This window comes from Pseudofrankia coriaricola (assembly GCF_001854805.1).
Lineage (GTDB): Bacteria > Actinomycetota > Actinomycetes > Frankiales > Frankiaceae > Pseudofrankia.
This window is the reverse complement of sequence record NZ_MBLO01000022.1, coordinates 13381-31303: the sequence shown is the minus strand read 5'-3', so window position 1 is coordinate 31303 and position 17923 is coordinate 13381. Positions and strand designations below refer to the sequence as shown.

The 17923-nt window shown below is 70.7% G+C and carries 4 protein-coding genes; all 4 read left to right on the top strand.

From position 1 onward, the window contains the following. Nucleotides 1–87 precede the first annotated feature (87 nt). The 4 genes from BCD48_RS03935 to BCD48_RS03920 are packed head-to-tail and all read left to right on the top strand — an operon-like array spanning nucleotide 88 to nucleotide 17841. Complete coding sequence (locus tag BCD48_RS03935; RefSeq protein WP_071046850.1) at nucleotides 88–3210, top strand: SNF2-related protein; 3123 nt, start codon at nucleotides 88–90, stop codon at nucleotides 3208–3210. Beyond that, nucleotides 3207–8570 (top strand): Eco57I restriction-modification methylase domain-containing protein, encoded by a 5364-nt coding sequence (locus BCD48_RS03930; protein WP_071046849.1) that lies wholly within the window; start codon nucleotides 3207–3209, stop codon nucleotides 8568–8570. Before BCD48_RS03935 ends, BCD48_RS03930 begins: the two co-directional genes overlap by 4 nt. Continuing rightward, nucleotides 8567–15589, top strand: a complete 7023-nt coding sequence (locus tag BCD48_RS03925; RefSeq protein WP_071046848.1) for a DEAD/DEAH box helicase — start codon at nucleotides 8567–8569, stop codon at nucleotides 15587–15589. The genes BCD48_RS03930 and BCD48_RS03925 overlap by 4 nt, the downstream gene beginning before the upstream one ends. Then, a complete protein-coding gene (locus BCD48_RS03920) occupies nucleotides 15586–17841 on the top strand; it encodes a UvrD-helicase domain-containing protein (protein WP_071046847.1) in 2256 nt (751 codons plus the stop codon). The genes BCD48_RS03925 and BCD48_RS03920 overlap by 4 nt, the downstream gene beginning before the upstream one ends. Nucleotides 17842–17923: the final 82 nt, after the last annotated feature.

Sequence of the window (17923 nt, the reverse complement as noted above, 5' to 3'; positions counted from 1 at the left end):
GTGACGCCTCGCGTGAACAGTTCGACGGCTCGGTCCGGACGGCTCGCCGCCGCGGCAGAACCGCAGCTTTCCCGAGAGAGGTAGTTCGTGGTCACAGCACCTCCGTCGTCGTTGGCGCCGCCCGCCCCGGGGGCGCGGGTACTCATCCGGGACGAGGAATGGCTCGTCCGTGGGGTGACACGAACCCAGCACGATGGCTACCTGGTGCGCGTCGTCGGCGCCTCCGAGTTCGTCCGTGGGCTGGAGGCGTCCTTCTTCGACGGCCCGGGCCTGGACACGATCGTGACGCTGCGGCCGGAGGACACCCAGCTCGTCCGGGACGGCTCGACGAAGTTCCGCCGCAGCCGGCTGTACCTGGAGGCGGTGCTGCGGCGTACCCCGCTGCCGCGCGCGGAGCGGCGCCTCACGCTCACCGAAGGGTTCCTGCTGGACAAGCTCGAATACCAGTGGCGGCCCGCCCAGCTGGCCCTGGCGGGCTTGCAGCCGCGGATCCTGATCGCCGATGTCGTCGGCCTCGGGAAGACGCTGGAGATCGGGCTGCTGCTCGGCGAGCTGATCCGCCGTGGCCGGGGCGAGCGGCTGCTGGTGGTCACTCCGCAACATGTTCTCGAGCAGTTCCAGCACGAGCTGTGGACGCGGTTCTCGATCCCGCTGGTGCGGCTCGACTCGGTCGGCATCGAACGAATCCAGCGGGAGATCCCGGCGGGCCGCAACCCGTTCACCTACTTCAAGCGGGTCATCGTCTCGATCGACACGTTGAAGAATGTCGGCATGTACGGCCACCACCTGGAGGAGACCCGGTGGGACGCGGTCGTCATCGACGAGTCGCACAACCTGATCGGCGCGAACAGCCTGCGTAACCGGCTCGCGCGGACGCTCGCCGCGCAGACCGAGGCCCTGATCCTCGCGAGCGCGACCCCGCACAACGGCAACAAGCGGTCGTTCGGCGAGCTGCTCCGGATGCTCGACCCGGCGGCGATCGCGAACCTCAACACCTACCAGGCCGAGGACATCGAGCACCTCTACATCCGGCGGACGAAGCGCTCGTCGGAGGTCCGGGACAAGGTCCTCGACCGGTGGGCCGACCGCGGCGACTCCCTGCGCCTGGAACGTCCGGCCAGCGCGGAGGAGGAGCGGGTCTTCGCGGAGCTGACGGCGCAATGGGTCCAGGCGCCCGAGCCCACGGCCACGGCCACGGCGGCGCCGAAGGCGAAAGGCGGCGGCGGGCGGCAGCTTTTCGCGTACACGCTCGCCAAGGCGTTTCTCTCGTCGCACCACGCACTGCTGGAGACGATCGACAGCCGACTGAAGTCCCCCACGCACAGGCAGGCCGAGAACCGGGCCGACGAGCAGGCCAGGCTTCAGGAGCTGCATCGGCTGGCGGCCGCGATATCCGATGACGACTCGACGAAGCTCGCCGAGCTGCTCGAACAGTTGCGCAAGGCCGGGGTCGGCCCACGCTCCGATGCCCGCGTCGTCATCTTCTCGGAACGGCTGGCGACCCTGCGCTGGCTCGCCAGGGTCGTGCCCGCGCGGCTCGGCCTGCCGCTGGCGCAGCTGCCGACGAACCGCCGGCTCAGCGACGCGGCGTTCGACCTGGAGTTCAACCGGCGGGAGAACGGCGGCGCCGCCCGGCTCCTGCACGGCAAGCTGACGGACGCCGACCAGCAGCGCGTCGTCGAGGAGTTCTCCCTCGACGGCAGCCCGGTGCGGCTGCTTTTCACCGGTGACGTCGCCTCCGAGGGCGTGAACCTGCACCGGGCCTGCCACCGGCTGATCCATTTCGACGTGCCGTGGAGCCTCATCCGCATCGAGCAGCGCAACGGCCGGATCGACCGCTACGGCCAGCGCCACGCCCCCGAGTTCGCCGCCCTGCTGCTGCGGTCGGCGACGCCGCGTGCCCTGGACGACCGGGCCGTCGCGGCGAAGCTGCTCGCCGCCGAGGAGGAGGCCTACGTCGCCCTCGGGACCGCCGAGGAGGTCACCGGCCTGCACCTGGCGGAGCGTGAGGAGCGCCGCCTGATGCAGGATCTCCTCGCCGGGCGCACGGTCGAGGAGTCCCTCGCCGCCGGCTCCGCGCGCCGCGCCGTGCCGACCGGCTCCGCGACCGGCCCGGCGACCGGCGGCAACGACCCGCTCGGCCTCCAGGCTGACGACGACCAGTCCGAGGATCAGCCCGACGAGGTGGACGAGGCCGCCCAGGAGGCGACCTATGACCTTCTCGGTGCCCATCTGAACCCGGACGCCGAGGCGCACGCCAGCGACCCGGAGCCGGAGACGGTCAAGCCTCCTCAGCTCTTCACCACGCTCGCGGCGTTCGTCGACGAGGCATTCAACGAGGTCTACGACGAGCAGGCCGAACAGGCCGTCGGCCTGAGGCGCGACGGCGCCTTCAGGTCGTTCGACGCGCCGGAGGACCTGGAGGCGCGGCTCTCCGACCTGCCCCGGAGCTATCTGGCCCGGCTGCGCGATCAGCACGGGAACCTGAAGCTACGCCTGACGTTCGACAAGACCGAGGCGGGCGAGGCACTGGCCGCGTCCCGCCGCGGTCGCGAGACGCTCTGGCCCGATAAGGGCTTCATCACCGATATCCACCCGGTCGTCGACTGGCTGGTCGACAAGGTGCTGGTCCGGCTCGACCGGCAGCAGGCCCCGGTGCTGACCGTGCCTGTCGACGAGCCGGAGTTCCTCGTCCAGGGCGTGTACTGCAACGAATTCGGCCAGCCGACGGTGGTCGAGTGGATGGCGGTCCGTGGCCGGCCCGGCCCGGACCGCATCCGCCCGATGGAGACGGCACTGGCCGCGGCCAAGGTCGGCCCGGACATGACCAACACCCAGGCCGCCGTCGACCTCGCCCCGCTCGAGGCCCTGGTCCCGGACGTGGTCGCCGCCGCGAGGGCACACCTCGAGGCCCGGCGGGCCGACTGGAACGCGCAGGTCGCCGAGCCGCTCAACGGGTACCTGTCCCGCCTGGACCGGTGGGTGCAGACCAGCCTGCCCCTCGACCTCGAACAGCAGGGAGCCGAGCGGCGGGACGACGGGCCGGCCGCCCGCCAGCTGACGAAACGCGAACAGCGGGTGCGCGACACCGAGAAGCGGCAGCGCGACCTGGTCGAACGCCTGCGCACCACCGGCGAGCCGCTGCTGCGGGTCCTCGCTGTCCTTGCCCCGGCCGTCCCCGCCCAGATCCCGACGGGAGCGTCCCGATGAGCTTCGACGCGCTGACGAACCGCGGCGAGTACCTCTCGCCGTACTTCCTCGACGAGGTCCTCCCCGGCGAGATCCGCAAGTCGGTCGCCGCGCGCTGGGCCGAGCGGGAGAAGGCCGCCGTGGTTCCGGCCGTCACGGCCACGCTCGTCGAACCCGAGGCCGACCCCGGCTATGGCACCACGACCACCGACGGTGACGCGGCCGCCGGCTCGACCCCCAGTAGTGAAGGCAAGGTCGTCGTCGCGGAGGCCGCCGCTATCGACCATCGGTTCGTCCTTGCCGGCGACGGCGGCCAGGCCGCCGAGGAGACGACCGTCGCGGTCGAGGTCGCGGTCACGCCGCGAGCCGGGCTGCGCGGCCTGCGGCAGACCTACTACGACCGCAAGAGCGGCCTGGTCGGGCTCAACGGCAACAGCGACAACGCCGAACGTGCCCAGCAGTTGCACCGGCTGCACGACCACATCCTCGGCGCGCTCTGCTTCCAGCCTGACCGGCACACCCGCACCGTCGTACTCGCCGGCGTCGAAGTCGCCGTGCCGCTCGCCGCCGCGGTCGACGGGGTGTGGGCGGTCGAGTGCGGCTGGGCCACCGAGATCGACGCCGCGGTCGATCCGGCCGGGGCCGGTCGCCTGCTGGACCCCGTCGACCTGGGCCCACGTGAGCGGGTCACCCACGGGATGCGCCTCGTCTCGCACCTGTTCGCCACCGACGAGCCGCCCCGCTTCGTGCTGCTGCTCGCCGGCGCGGTCGTCATCCTCGCCGACCGGCGGACCTGGGGCGAGGCGCGCTTCCTCGCCGCGAACCTCGACGTGGCGTTCGGTCGCAACGACACGAAGCCCGGCGGCGAACTGGACGTGATCGCGGCGCTGTTCGGCGCCGACGCGCTGTGCCCGCCGGAGGCCGGCGGTGCCGAGCCGCTCGCCGACCTGATCGCGGGCTCGCAGAAGCAGGCCGTCGGCGTGACCGCCGAACTGCGCAATGGGCTGCGAGAGTCCGTCGAGCTGATCGCGAACGAGGTCCTCGCCCGGCTCGCCGAGGCCGGCATCCGCCCCGAGCAGATCGACGACCTGGAGTCCCTCGGCACCCGGCTGACAAGGGAAGCGCTGCGCTACCTCTACCGGATCCTTGTCCTCCTCTACGCCGAGGCCCGCCCCGAGCTACACGTCCTCCCGGTCGACCATCCCGAGTACGTCGACGGGTACAGCCTGGCCCGACTCGGCGACCTGGTCTCCCGCCGGCTGCCCCCCGGCCCAGCCTCGCGTCATGGCACTCACCTGTTCGACTCGCTGGACCTGCTGTTCCGCGTCGTCAACGACGGCTACCGCGCACACGGCGCGACGCCCCCAGACGGTCACACGCACGCCGATACCGACACCGATGCCGCAGCCACCGAAGGAGGACCCACGTCCGACAGGGCGGCGGCCGAGGAGGCAAAGGCCGACGCCGAGGCGCGGCGGCGCGCCGGCCGGGCGGCGCCGAAAGTCAGCGAGGGGGAGGGCATCCGGTTCGAGCCGCTGCGCTCCGACCTGTTCGCCCCCGACGCCATCACGCTGATCGGCCAGTCGCTGCCCTGGCCCGACGACGAGGACGAGGACACTGCTGGCGGGCCGCGGCCGCCGATCGACACCCGGCTGCGCAACGCCGTCCTCTACCGGGTCCTGCGCCGCCTCATGATCACCAAGGGTGGCCGGAAGATCAAGGGGGGTGGGCGCAAGCGGGCAGGGTTCATCTCCTACGCCCAACTCGGGATCAACCAGCTGGGCGCGGTCTACGAGGGGCTGATGTCCTACTCCGGCTTCATCGCCGGCGAGGACCTCTACGAGGTCGCGAAGGGCGGCGACCCGAAGGACGGCTCCTGGACGGTGCCCGCCTCCAAGGCCCACGACTACCCGGCCGAGGTGTTCGTCCACACAGTCGACGACGACGGTCACCGCACTGACGAACGCCGGCGGTACCCGGCCGGCTCGTTCGTCTACCGGCTCTCCGGGCGCGACCGGCAGACGTCGGCCTCCTACTACACCCCGCAGTCGCTCACCGAGGTCACCGTCCAGCTCGCACTGAAATACCGGATCGAGGAAGCCGGCCCGGATTTCAAGGCCCGCGACATGCTCGACTGGACGATCTGCGAGCCGGCCCTCGGCTCCGGCGCGTTCCTCAACGAGGCCATCAACCAGGTCGCCGCCGAGTACCTGCGCCGGCGCCAGGAGGAGAAGAAGGAAACACTCGACCCGGAGAGCTACACCGTCGAGCTGCAGAAGGCCAAGGCCTACATCGCCCTGCACAACAGCTACGGCGTCGACCTGAACGCCACCGCCATCGAGCTCGCCGACGTCTCCCTCTGGCTGAACGTTATGCACGCCGGCCTGCAGGCACCGTGGTTCGGCCTGCACCTACGCCGCGGCAACTCCCTCGTCGGCGCCGGCCGCCGCTACTACCTGCCCGCCACGCTGGCCGACCGCTCGTGGCTAAACACCGCGCCCGTCGACCACCCGTTCCGCGACGGCGAGCTGCCCGCCGGGGCCATCCACCACTTCCTGCTGCCCGCCACCGGCTGGGGCGCGGTCGCCGCCGAGAAGGAAGCCAAGGAACTCGCGCCCGTAGACGCGAAGAAACTCGCCGCATGGCGCCGCGCCATCACAAAGGCGCCAACAACGAAGGGCAAGAAGAGCGCACCCAGCCAGGCGGACCAGCTGGCCGCGCTCGCCCGGCGCGTCGAGTACCTGTGGAGCCTCGTCCAGCAGCGCCTGGAGATCTCCGAACGCGAGATCCGCCGCCAGATCAACGTCTGGGGCGCCGACGACCTCCCCGAGGTCCGCGAGCTGGTCTCCCGCCAGAAGATCAAGGACGACCTGGAGGCGCCCGGCACGCCGTACTGGCGGCTGAAGAAGCTGATGGACGCCTGGTGCGCCCTCTGGTTCTGGCCCGTCGACGGGGCCGCGCTGCTGGACGGCACCGCTCCCGACTACGGCCGCGCCCCGCTCACCGTCACCAGCGCCGCCCCCGAGCCGGCGGCTGAGCGCCGCCCCGCGGCCGACGACGACGCGACCAGGGTCGTGACGTGGGAAGAGCTGTCGATCTTCGGCGAGGAGGCCGGCCTGACGCTCGCCCCGCCCGCCGCCGCGAACGGCCGGTCCGCGTCGTCCGGCGGGAAGGCGACGAAGCGCCCGGAACGGTTCCGCGGCGCCGTCCCGTTGGCGAGCCTCGACGACTGGATCCGCTTCGCCACCGCCCTGGTCGGCCGGGGCGACGTCGCCCAGGATTCCCTGGTCAGCCAGTTCACGTCCCTCGACGCCCTCGAGGACTACGAGGACGGCCTGGCCGCGTGGATGGGCCAGGAGGACTGGACCCGCCTCCCGGAACTCTTCCCCTGGCTGGAAACCGTCGACCAGATCGCCAAACGCCAGGGCTTCTTCCACTGGGAAGTCGAGTTCGCCCAGGTCTTCAAGCACGGTGGCTTCGACCTCCAGGTAGGAAATCCTCCCTGGGTCCGTCCACGCTGGGAGGAAGGCGCGGTCCTCGCCGAGCATGACCCGTGGTTCATGCTGGACGACCAGCCGCCCGTCGAGATTTGGAAGTCACGAAAGTCGACACGGCTTTCGGTGTCCTCCACGCGGGCGTACCTGCTGGACGAGTTGGCTTCCAACACGGGTCTGGTCGCCTTGCTCAGCTCCCCGATCACCTACGACCTCCTGGTGGGCTCGCAGCCGAACCTTTACCGCGCCTTCATGATCCAGGTTTTCCGGCACTCTGGAATCAACGGAACCAGTGGAATGATCCACCCGGACACACATTTGACCGGAACACAGGAACGTCGACTGCGCGCGGCGACCTACCGGCGCCTCCGGCTGCATTCTCACTTCCATAACCGCCGACTCATCTTCAGCGATATCGACTGGAATAAGCAATTCGGCGTTCACATCTACGGCCAGCCCAGGGACGTTTCATTCACCCATCTTAGCTGGCTATACGATCCTTCGGTACTGACGGGATCGCTAAGTCATGAAGGCGCAGGAGAGGCGCCCGGAATGAAGCATCACGGGCATTGGGATGTTCGCCCACACAAGAAGCGCGTAGTACTCGTCGATAGAGAAGTGTTGGCGAACTGGAGCCGACTGGGGGAAGAGCCGGATGCAGACCCTCTCGGCAGTCGCCTCCTCTTCCCGCTAAATACGGATGAGCAGAGAGCAATCGAGGCGCTAGCACGCTGGCCGCGCCGAGTTGGAACAGGAAATCCGTGGATAAGTCGAGGCTACGACGAGTCCGGCGCGAAGAATGATGGAATCATACGAGCCAATTTCCAGGCCCCCCGCAGCTGGGGCGAGGTAATCATTCGCGGGCCCCAGATCAACGTCTCTACGCCAATCGCGAAGCAGCCGCCAAAGACCGGCGCTGGTGACTATCCGGTTCCGATAACGGCGCTCTCGGCGGACTCCATACCGACAACGGACTACATTCGTGGCTGCCCCCGAGAAAAGTTCCTGTCGGCTCAAGATACGTGGGCCGGGCATCCGTATACGGACTACTACAGAGTTTTCTGGCGCCGCCGCATCGCCGCGAATACCGAGCGATCGCTCTACGCGGCGCTACTTCCGCCCGGCCCCGCGCACATTGACGCGGTCCATTCGCTTGGGTACGCCTCCGCCCGTGACACCGCGCTGGCCGTAGGCTTTTGGAGCAGTCTCCCACTCGACTACGTTATCCGTATTTCCGGACGTGGCGACCTTAGGCAATCCGACGCGCGCTCACTGCCAGCCGGATCATCCGGTCACCCGCTAGCCTCATCGCTCCTACTGCGGACCCTCCGCCTCAACTGTCTGACTGATGCGTACTCATCGCTCTGGGCAGAGCTATACGACGATCTATGGAGATCGTCAGAGGAATGGGCCGTCCCGTGGCCACGAATCTCGGCGCTCGGCAGCGTTACTTCGGCATGGGCCGAGGAAGCGCCATTGAGAACAGAATACTCCCGGCGAGCCGCCCTTGTCGAGATCGACGCCATCGTGGCCACGTGGCTTGGGATAACCGCCGATGCGCTTGTAGCTCTCTATCGCTCACGCTTCCCACAGCTTGTCGACTACGAGGCTGAAACCTGGTTCGACTCGAACGGACGCAAAATCGGATCATATTACAACAACTTTGGACACGGTCAGAAAAAAGCGGACTGGATTGAGCTGCAGGCGCACTTGGAGGACCCGAAACGCAGGCTCCCGCCCGCCGGCTACGTCGCCCCCTTCTACAAGGCCGACCGGGAGGTCGAGATGCGGGCCGCGCACGCTGTCTTCTCGGCTCGGCTGCAGGCCGCCCGGGACGCTGGCTGGCGGGAGTCCGAGGAACCTGTAGCCACGGAGGCCGTCGGATGAGGCCGACGATCGCGGCCGAGGGACTGCGGCGGTCGTTGACGCAGTACCTGACGACAACGTTCGCGCTCACCGACTCGGGGGAGCAGGCGGCGCTGGCGGCGTTTCTCGACGATCCGGAGTACGGGATCTACCGCGGCCCCTACATCCGGGTCCGGATGCCGTTCCGCGATGCCGAGGACGGCTGGCGGGAGCATGTCGACTGGGCTCCGGGCAAGGGGTGGACGCCGCGGGCGCACCAGGCGGCGGCGTTCGCCCGGCTGTCGACGAAGCACGGCCCGGCCGAGCCGACCGTACTCACGACGGGCACCGGCTCGGGCAAGACCGAGGCGTTCCTGGTGCCGATACTCGATCACTGCCGTCGCGAGGCCGCTGCGAGCCGTCGGGGTGTGAAGGCGCTGCTGCTCTACCCGATGAATGCGCTGGCCTCCGACCAGACGGCCCGTCTGAACGCCTACCTGGAGCACGAAGACCTGGCCGCCGTCACGGCCGGCCTCTACATCGGGGACACTCCTGCAGAGGGCTACCGCCGGGTGCTAACCGACCGTGCAGCGATCCGCCGCGCCCCGCCCGACATTCTGATCACGAACTACAAGATGCTCGACCAGCTGCTGCACCGCCCGCAGGATGTGCCGCTCTGGCAGGACAGCGGCCTGGCATACGTCGTGCTCGACGAGTTCCACACCTATGACGGCGCGCAGGGCACCGACGTCGCGATGCTGCTGCGCCGCCTCGGCGCGGTCACCGGCGTGGCCCGGCCCGGCCGGCCGCTCGGCCCGGTCTGCCCGGTGGCGACTTCGGCGACACTCGGCTCGGGCGCGATCGCGGACGACACGGCGCTGGCGATCCGTGCCGTCGCCGAGGAGATCTTCGGAACGCCGTTCGACGAGACCTCGGTGATCGGTGAGGACCGGCTCTCCCCGGCCGAGGTGCTCCAGGAACCAGACCTGTCGCTCCCCGACCCGGATCCGGCCGCTCTCGCCGCGTTGCCTTTGGACGGTCCCGCGCTCGGCCTCGCCGGCCCCACCGAGGACGAGGTCGTTCGCGCCCGCCAGTTGCAGGCGATGCGCCCGCTGGCCGTCGCCGTGCTCGGCCCGGCGGCGGCCGAGGGGCCGCTGACGCCGACGCTGCTGGGCGCGCTGCTGCGCCGGCACAAGCTGACCCGCGCCGTGCTGCGCCTGCTCGGCGACCTGCCGCGGACCGCCGGCGAGGCGTTGGAAGGTTTCCCCCGCGAGGACCTGCGTGCCTGGGGTGTGGCCCTGACCAGCCAGCCGGAGGTCGCGGCGGCGGCGCTGGCCCGGTTCGTCGCGCTGCTGTCGGCGGCCCGCGACCCGGATAACCCAGACCGGCCGCTCGTCGCGGTGGAGACCCACCTGTGGGTGCGGGCCGTCTCCCGGCTGCTGCGCGCGGTCGCTGCGGGGCCTGCGTTCGCGTGGGACGGCGAGCAGCGTCCAGCGCCGACGCCGGCGTTGGATCTCGCGACGACGGCTGCGATGGACGACGGCGACGCCCCGACGGTCCCGGCCGCATCCGGCGACGCGGCGGCGTCGGCCGTACCGGTGGTCGCGGACAGTGGGCAGCCGCTGCTGCCGGCGGTGTACTGCCGGCACTGTGGCCGGTCCGGCTGGGCGGCACTGTCGCCGGAGCGCAACCCGTACGAGCTCGTCGCCGACCCGACCAAGATCTACCGGGCTGGGGTGGGCCGGGAGAAGAAGCGGGTCCGGGCGCTGATCCAGGCGACCGGGCAGGAGCGCGCCGCGCCGGCCGAGAACCCGGTGATGATCCTCGACGCCTCGGGCACCGCGCTACATGTCTACGACCCCTCGGCCGCGCAGGCGGGGGTTGCGGTGCTGTGCGCGTTCGCCGATGAGGCCGGCGCGGAGGCGGACCGCTGCCCGGCCTGTGGCCTGGAGCAGGGCATCCGCTACCTGGGCGCCGGGCTCGCGTCCCTGGCATCCGTCTCGATCAGCCAGCTGTTCACCGGCGGTGAGCTGCCGACGCGGAAGTCCCGGCACACACTGCTGTTCAACGACTCGGTGCAGGACGCGGCCCACCGGGCCGGGTTCGTCGCGGCCCGGGCGTTCACGTTCTCGCTGCGGGCGTTGCTCGCCGCCCAGCTGACGGACGGGCAGCCGGTCGCGCTCAACGACCTGATCGCGGACCTGATCGCCGATGCCGCCGACCCGGAGACGCTGGCAGCCCTGGTCCCGCCCGAACTGCACGACGTCGAAGGCGTTGACGCGCTGCTGTCGGGCCGGGAACGGGGCCGGCGCGCCACCTGGCGGCTGCTGGCCGACCGGCTCGGTTTCGCCACCGTTCTCGAGTTCGGCCTACGGTCCCGCAATGGCCGCACGCTGGAACTGACCCGCTCGGTCGCGGCCGAGGTCGACCTGCGCGATGCGGCGCGGATCCGCGGCCTGGCCCGTGACACCCTGCTGCGCTCCCAGGTCCAGCCGCTGTTGCCCGATGAGCTGACGGACGCGCGTTACGACGCTTATCTGCGGGGCCTGCTGGAGCGGCTGCGGATCCGCGGCGCCGTCTATCACCACTGGTTGGACAAGTACCTGGCCGAGGGGGGCCGGCGATTCCGGATCTGGGGTGGCCGGCCGAACGGCATGCCCGCGTTCCCCCGCGGCCTGGGGGCGCCGGCGTTCCTCATGACGGCGCCCCGGCCACGCACCCAATTTGACGTGCTGGCCAGCACCGGCAACTGGTACCAGGACTGGACGGCCCGTACGCTCGGGCTGAGCCGCGACCACGCGTCGGACTATCTGCGCGCACTGCTCCCCCTCCTCGCTGAGGAGGGCACGGTCGCCCAGCGGGTCATCGTCCGTCCGCTCGGCAACTCCCGCCAGCCCCGCCGGGGCGCCACGCCGACATCGGGGATCACGGTCTACGGCCTGCAGCCGGGCCACCTCAGCGTCGTCAGCCTCGACGACGAGCAGGCGCGGGCGGCGGGGGTCCGCTGCGATGCCTGCGCGTGGACGCAGACCGTTCCACCAGTGCGGCTTCATACATGGGTCGGCCAGCCGTGTCACCGCTACCGCTGCTCCGGGACGCTGCGGCACGCCGTGCTGCCGCGGACCGCCGATGACTACTACCGGCGGCTCTACCGGGAGAGCGGCGCGTTCCGGGTCGTCACCGACGAGCACACCGGCCTGCTCACCCGGGAGCAGCGCGAGACCGTGGAGCGGAAGTTCCGCGACGGCACCCACTACACCGACCCGAACGTGCTCTCCTGCACGCCGACGCTCGAACTGGGCATCGACATCGGCGAGCTGGAGGCCGTGCTGCTCGCGTCGCTGCCCGCCGGGCCGGCGAACTACGTCCAACGCGCCGGCCGCGCGGGCCGGGCAAGCGGCAACGCGTTCGTGCTGACGCTGCTGGGCCGGGGTGAGCGGGAGCAGTACTACCTGACGGAGCCCCGCGACATGATCGCCGGGGAGATCGCGCCACCAGGCACGTACCTGTCGGCCATCGAGATCCTGCGCCGCCAGTACTTCGCCCACCTGGTCGACCTCGCCGCCCGCGACCGGCTGCCCGGGGCTCGCTCGCTGCCGCGCCGGGCGGGGGCGCTGTTCGGGCTCGACGGCTGGCTCGCGGACTTCACCCTCGCCGCGCTGAAAATCGGCGCGGCTGAGGTCGAGAACTTCCTCGGCCTGTTCGGCGTCACCGACGACAGTCCCGCCGAGAACGCGCCTGCCGACAGCGCCGACAACAGTGCCGCCACCGGCGACGAAACCACCTGGGCTGAGAACACAGCCGGTGGGGGCGGCGCGCGGCTAAGCGCGACGGCCGCCGCCGAGCTGCGCGAGTTCGCCGTCGGCGGCCTGCGGGACACGATCGATGCGGCCGTGGCGGCGTGGGAGCAGCGGATCGCGAGCCTGCGCGGCCGGCTCGACGTCATCGACCAGGCCCGCGCCGGTCTGCTGCAGTCCGACGACGACCAGCGCCGCGACTACCGGGCCCTGTCCGCGCAGCGGGGCGCGCTCGCCCGCCTCGCCGGCGAGATCACCGGGCGATCGGCGCACGGCACCCTCGTCGACCTGGGTCTGCTGCCGAACTACGCACTGTTCGACGGCGCGACGACGCTGGAGGCCACCCTCACCTGGGAGGAGCAGAGCGCCGACGGCGAGCGCCGGTACGTCAGCGAGGTCCGCGAGTACGACCGCCCTGTCCGCCAGGCACTGACCGAGATCGCTCCTGGTAACACGTACTACGTCCGCGGCTACGCCCACCGCGTCACCGGCCTCGACATCGGCCCGCGGACGAAGCCCGCCTGGGAGACGTGGCGCATCTGCCCCGCCTGCGGCTTCGTGCGCACCCCCCAGCCAGACCTGGCCGTCGGCTCGTCGGGCGGGTCGCAGGACTCCTATGGCCACCTCGTCGACAGCACCGGGCCGTGCGACCGCTGCCGGCAGACCGGCATCGGCGACTCCGGCTCGAAGTTCACCGTGCTCCGCCCGACCCGGGTCACCGCGATCGACCGGCGCGACGACGTCCGAATCCGCGACGAGGTTGACGACCGCGAGGGCCGTTTCTACACGACGCTGACCACCGTCGACGTCGATCCGGCGCGGATCTTCCGCTCCTGGCGGCACACTGGCGCGACGTTCGGCGTCGACTATGCCCGTCCCGCCATCGTCCGTACGTTCAACCTCGGCGCGACCCGGCCCGACCGGAACCCGACTGACCTCTTCGCCGGCGAGACGGTGTCGCTCAACCCGTTCCAGGTGTGCGTCGACTGCGGCGGTACCGCCGTGGACGGCCCGCCCGCGACCACGGCCAGCGGCGCTGGCTTCGGCCAGAACGCCGAAGGCCCGGGGACCATGAACGGCGAACGGTCGGAGTCCGGCGACGGGCTACGCGGCCATGAGCACCACCGGCTCTACTGCCGACACCGCCGTACTCCGACGTCGGCACGCCACCAGCCGCTGCTGCTCGCGGACGAGCTGCGCACCGAGGCTATTCGCATCCTGGTGCCTGCCCTCACCCAGTCGATCACGACCCGGCGGGCGTCCTTCGCGGCGGCGCTGCGGCTCGGGATCGCCCGCGCGTACCGGGGCAGCCCCGACCACCTGCGGCTCACGTCCGCGGTCATGCCCGACGCCGCGACCGGAACGACCCGCCAGTTCCTCGTCCTCTATGACAGCCAGCCGGGCGGCACTGGCTACCTGCACCGGCTCGCTAACCCGGACAGCTTCCACCGGGTCCTGACCGCGGCCCTCGACGCGATCGAGAACTGCCCCTGCGCCGACGCCGGTCGGTCGGGCTGCCCGCGCTGCCTGCTGCGCTACGCCCGCCGCGACGAGTTCGCCCAGATCCAGCGGGCCGAGGCCGTCGCCGTCCTGCGCGAGCTGCTCGACGAGTGGGAGGTCACGGACAGCGCCCCCGCCGACCAAGCGTCGATGATCCACCTGGTGGAAAGCGAGCTGGAAGCCCGGTTCCTCGACGGGCTACGGGCCTGGGCAGCCCGCGCAGACACCCCTGGGACGCTGAGCGCGAGCACGATCATCGCGGGCGGCGTCCGGGCCGCCGAACTTCGGATCACCGGGCCCGACGGCGGGATCGCGCACTGGCGGATGCGGCTGCAACACACCATCGCCGGCACCCGGCCCGACGTGCATTTCGCCCGGCTCGACGGCCCTCCCATGGAGGCCGCCATCTACCTTGACGGCTTCCGCTACCACGCCTCCGCCGAGCACAACCGGCTCGCCGACGACGCCGACAAACGCTCCCGGCTGCGCGCCCACGGGGTGCGGGTCTTCCAGCTCACCTGGAACGACGTCGACGAGTGGCGCACCAGGACGCCGGGCACGCCCTCCCCGGCGCGCGCGCCCTACCAGGGCCGGGCCCAGCAGCTGGCGCACGGCATCTACCGGCAGCTCACGGCCTCGCGACCGGCCGACGAACTGGACCGGTACGTCTGGGTCAACCCGGTCGACCAGCTCCTCGCCTTCCTCGCGGACCCGGACAGCGACCGGTGGCGGAAGCGAGCCGAGGCGACGGTCGCCGGTCTGCTCCAAACCACGGGCGTCACCCGGACACCGGTCAATGCGCCCGGTGTTCCCGCGGCCGTCGTCGCCGGGCTGCGCGGGAGGCAGGCGCCACGTTCCACCGGAGCGATCACCGTGGTGCGGGCGCAGGATGACGTCGGCTGCCCGGTGCTCGCCCTGATCGACGACCGCGCCGGCGCGGCGAACCGGGTGTTCTCCGCACTGGTCGTCATCGATGACCGGGACGAGGCTGTCGGCTCGGCGAACGAACAAGCCGATGGAGCGGGGGGCCACGAACCCGATGGCCAGGCCGAGGGTGGGCTAGACGGGGCCGGGATCGCGTCGGCCCACGGCCGGCGGTGGGCGTCGTGGCTGGCCTGGACGAACCTGGTTCAGTTCCTCGCTGACGGCGCCGGCGACGCCGTCCAGCTCACCGTCACCGGCCTCGACGACTTCGATCCGACCCTGCTCGCCGCCGCCGAGGGTGCCGGTTTCGACGACGCACAGGCGGCGCGGGCACTCGACCAGGAGACCTCCACCTGGCTCGGTCGCCCGACGACACCCGCGCGGCCCGCACGCTCCGCGAGCGGGCCAGGCACGCTCACCGACCCCGCGTGGCGGGAAGTGCTTGCCCTGGTCGACCCCGACGAACCTGGGCTTGTCGAACTCGTCCAGGCCCTGGCCGGACACGCCATGGATGCTGCCGGCGCCGTTCCGGTGCCCGAGGTCGGATTCGAGCTGGGCGCGAGTGCCTGGCAGGCGGAGCTGGCCTGGCCGGACGCGCGGATCGGTGTCGTTCTCGCCCCTGTCGACGAGTCCGACCAGGAGGCCGTCAACCGGGACCAGGCCTACCGGGAGGCCGGCTGGGACGTCCGACCAGCGACCGGCTGGACCGCCACGGATCTGGCCGCCCGGATCCATCGCGATGTCGGCCGTCGGCCCGTCCCGTCGAACGACCCACGGAACAGCATCGTCAATACCGTCGGCGAAGCGGACTTGGCCGAGGATCAGGAGAGCACACGGTGAGTACCCAGGTCCGAGTCACCCTGCGGATCCTCGACCGGGCCGACAAGGAGATCCTCGAACTGCCGCGGGTCGTGAAGGGTGCGGTGTACGAGTTCCAGTCGAAGTTCCGTGCCGATCCGAACCACCCGTCACTTCGGTTCAAGCAGCTCAAGGGCGGCTCGCGCCTTTATTCGGCCCGCGTCGGCCAGGACCACCGGGCGCTGCTGCTGCACGTCGGCGGTGGCGACTATCTCCTGGTCTCGGTCAAGGACCGCAAGGAGGTCTACGACGACCTCGACCGCTACGCCTACGAGATCAACCGGGTGACCGGCGGCATCGAGGTCGTCGACCTGGCCGCCGTCGGCAACAGCATCGTCGGCCGCGTCCTCGGCAAAGCCGAACCCCAACCCGGGACGTCGCCCAGGTCCACCCCGGCCGACCCGGTCATCCCGGAACAGGGTGCAAGCCTTTTCCCCGACGTCGACGACGCCACGCTGCTGCAACTCGGCGTCGCGGAGCCGTTGCTCCCGTCGATCCGGAAGCTCACCACCGAGGACCAGCTGCTCCAGTTCGTCGACTGCGTGCCGCAACTGACGTCCGACGTCCTCATGGCGCTCTACGACGGCAAGACCGCCGACGAGGTCATGGAGATCGTCACCACACCGGTCACCGCGCCGGAACCCGTCGACACCACCGACTACGCGGCTGCCGTTGTCCGGCCGTCGACGCCGGTGACGAGCGACGACGAGGCGCTGCGCGCGATCCTCGCCGAGTCTTTCGCCCGGTGGCAGGTCTTCCTGCATCCGACCCAGCGCAAGCTCGCGGACAACACCTACAACGGACCGGCGCGGATCAGCGGTGGACCGGGAACCGGCAAGACGATCGTCGCCCTGCACCGGGCTCTGCACCTGGCGATCGACCTGCCGGAAGGAACGACCGGCAAGTCGATTCTCCTCACCACGTTCAACCGGAACCTCGCCGCCGATCTGCGCACCCGGCTGCTGGAGCTGGCCGGCGCCGGGCACACCGCGCGCGTCGACATCGTCAACATCGACAGTCTCGCCGCCCGGGTCGTGTCCGAGGCCGATGACTCCAGGCGGAGCACCATCGGCCAGGACGCCGAGATCCGCGAGTGGAAGGCGATGCTCCTCGAACTCGGCGAGACCCGCTTCAGCGCCGAGTTCCTCGCCGCCGAATGGTCCCAGGTCATCCTCGGCCAGGTGCTGCGCTCCCGCGCCGACTACTTCCGGGCGCGGCGCCCAGGCCGCGGCCGGCAGCTCACCCGCCAGGACCGCGACGTGGTCTGGCAGCTGACCGAGCGGTTCACCAAGCGGCTGGCCGACCAGAACGTGTGGACCTGGCAGCAGGTCGCCGAGCGCGCGGCCGAGCTGGAGATCGCCCGCGCCGACCGGGCCGCGGCGGCTGCCGCCGACGGCATGGCGGAGCAGTCCGGTCCCGGAACGCGTCACCGCTACCGCCATGTGATCGTCGATGAGGCCCAGGATCTCAGCCCGGCGCACTGGAAGCTGCTGCGCGCCATGGTCGCGCCCGGCATCAACGACATGTTCCTCGTCGGCGACACCCACCAGCGGATCTACGACAACGTCGTCAGCCTCGGCAGCCTGGGCGTGAACATCCGGGGCCGCTCCCACAAGCTGACACTCAGCTATCGGACCACCCGCCAGATCCTGAAGTTCGCCCTTCAGCTCCTGCATGGCGAAAGCTACGACAACCTCGACGACGGCGCCGAGGACCTCGCCGGTTACCGCAGCCTGCTCAGCGGCGACGAGCCTGAGCGTCTCCGCCACGACACCTGGGCCGAGGAACAGCACACAATCAGCGCCCAGGTCCGGGCATGGCTCGGCGACGCCCAACCCGGCACCATCACCCAGTCCGGCGGCCGGATCGCCGTCTGCGTCCCCACCCGTGCCCTGGCGGCCGACGTACTCGCCACCCTGGCAGCCGACGGCGTCGAAGCCGTCGAGATCGGACCCGACGGTCCGACCACCGGCGCGGACACGAACGCCGTCCACGTCGGCACGATGCACCGCTTCAAGGGCCTCGAGTACCGACAACTGATCATCGCCGCCGCCAGCCAGGGCTACATCCCCCGCGGCTTCCTCGACCGCATCCAGGACACCGACCCCCACCGCTACGACCGCGAACGCAAGAAGGACCGATCCCTGCTCTTCGTAGCCGCCACCCGCGCCCGCGATGCCCTGGTCATCACCTACCACGGCGCCCCAAGCCCGTTCCTCCCTTTGCAGCTCTGATCCGGGTCACCGGGCGAGCTGATCCAGACGATCACGCGCGTCACCGTGCCGCGACCGGACGCACATTCCGGGTCCGGAAGAA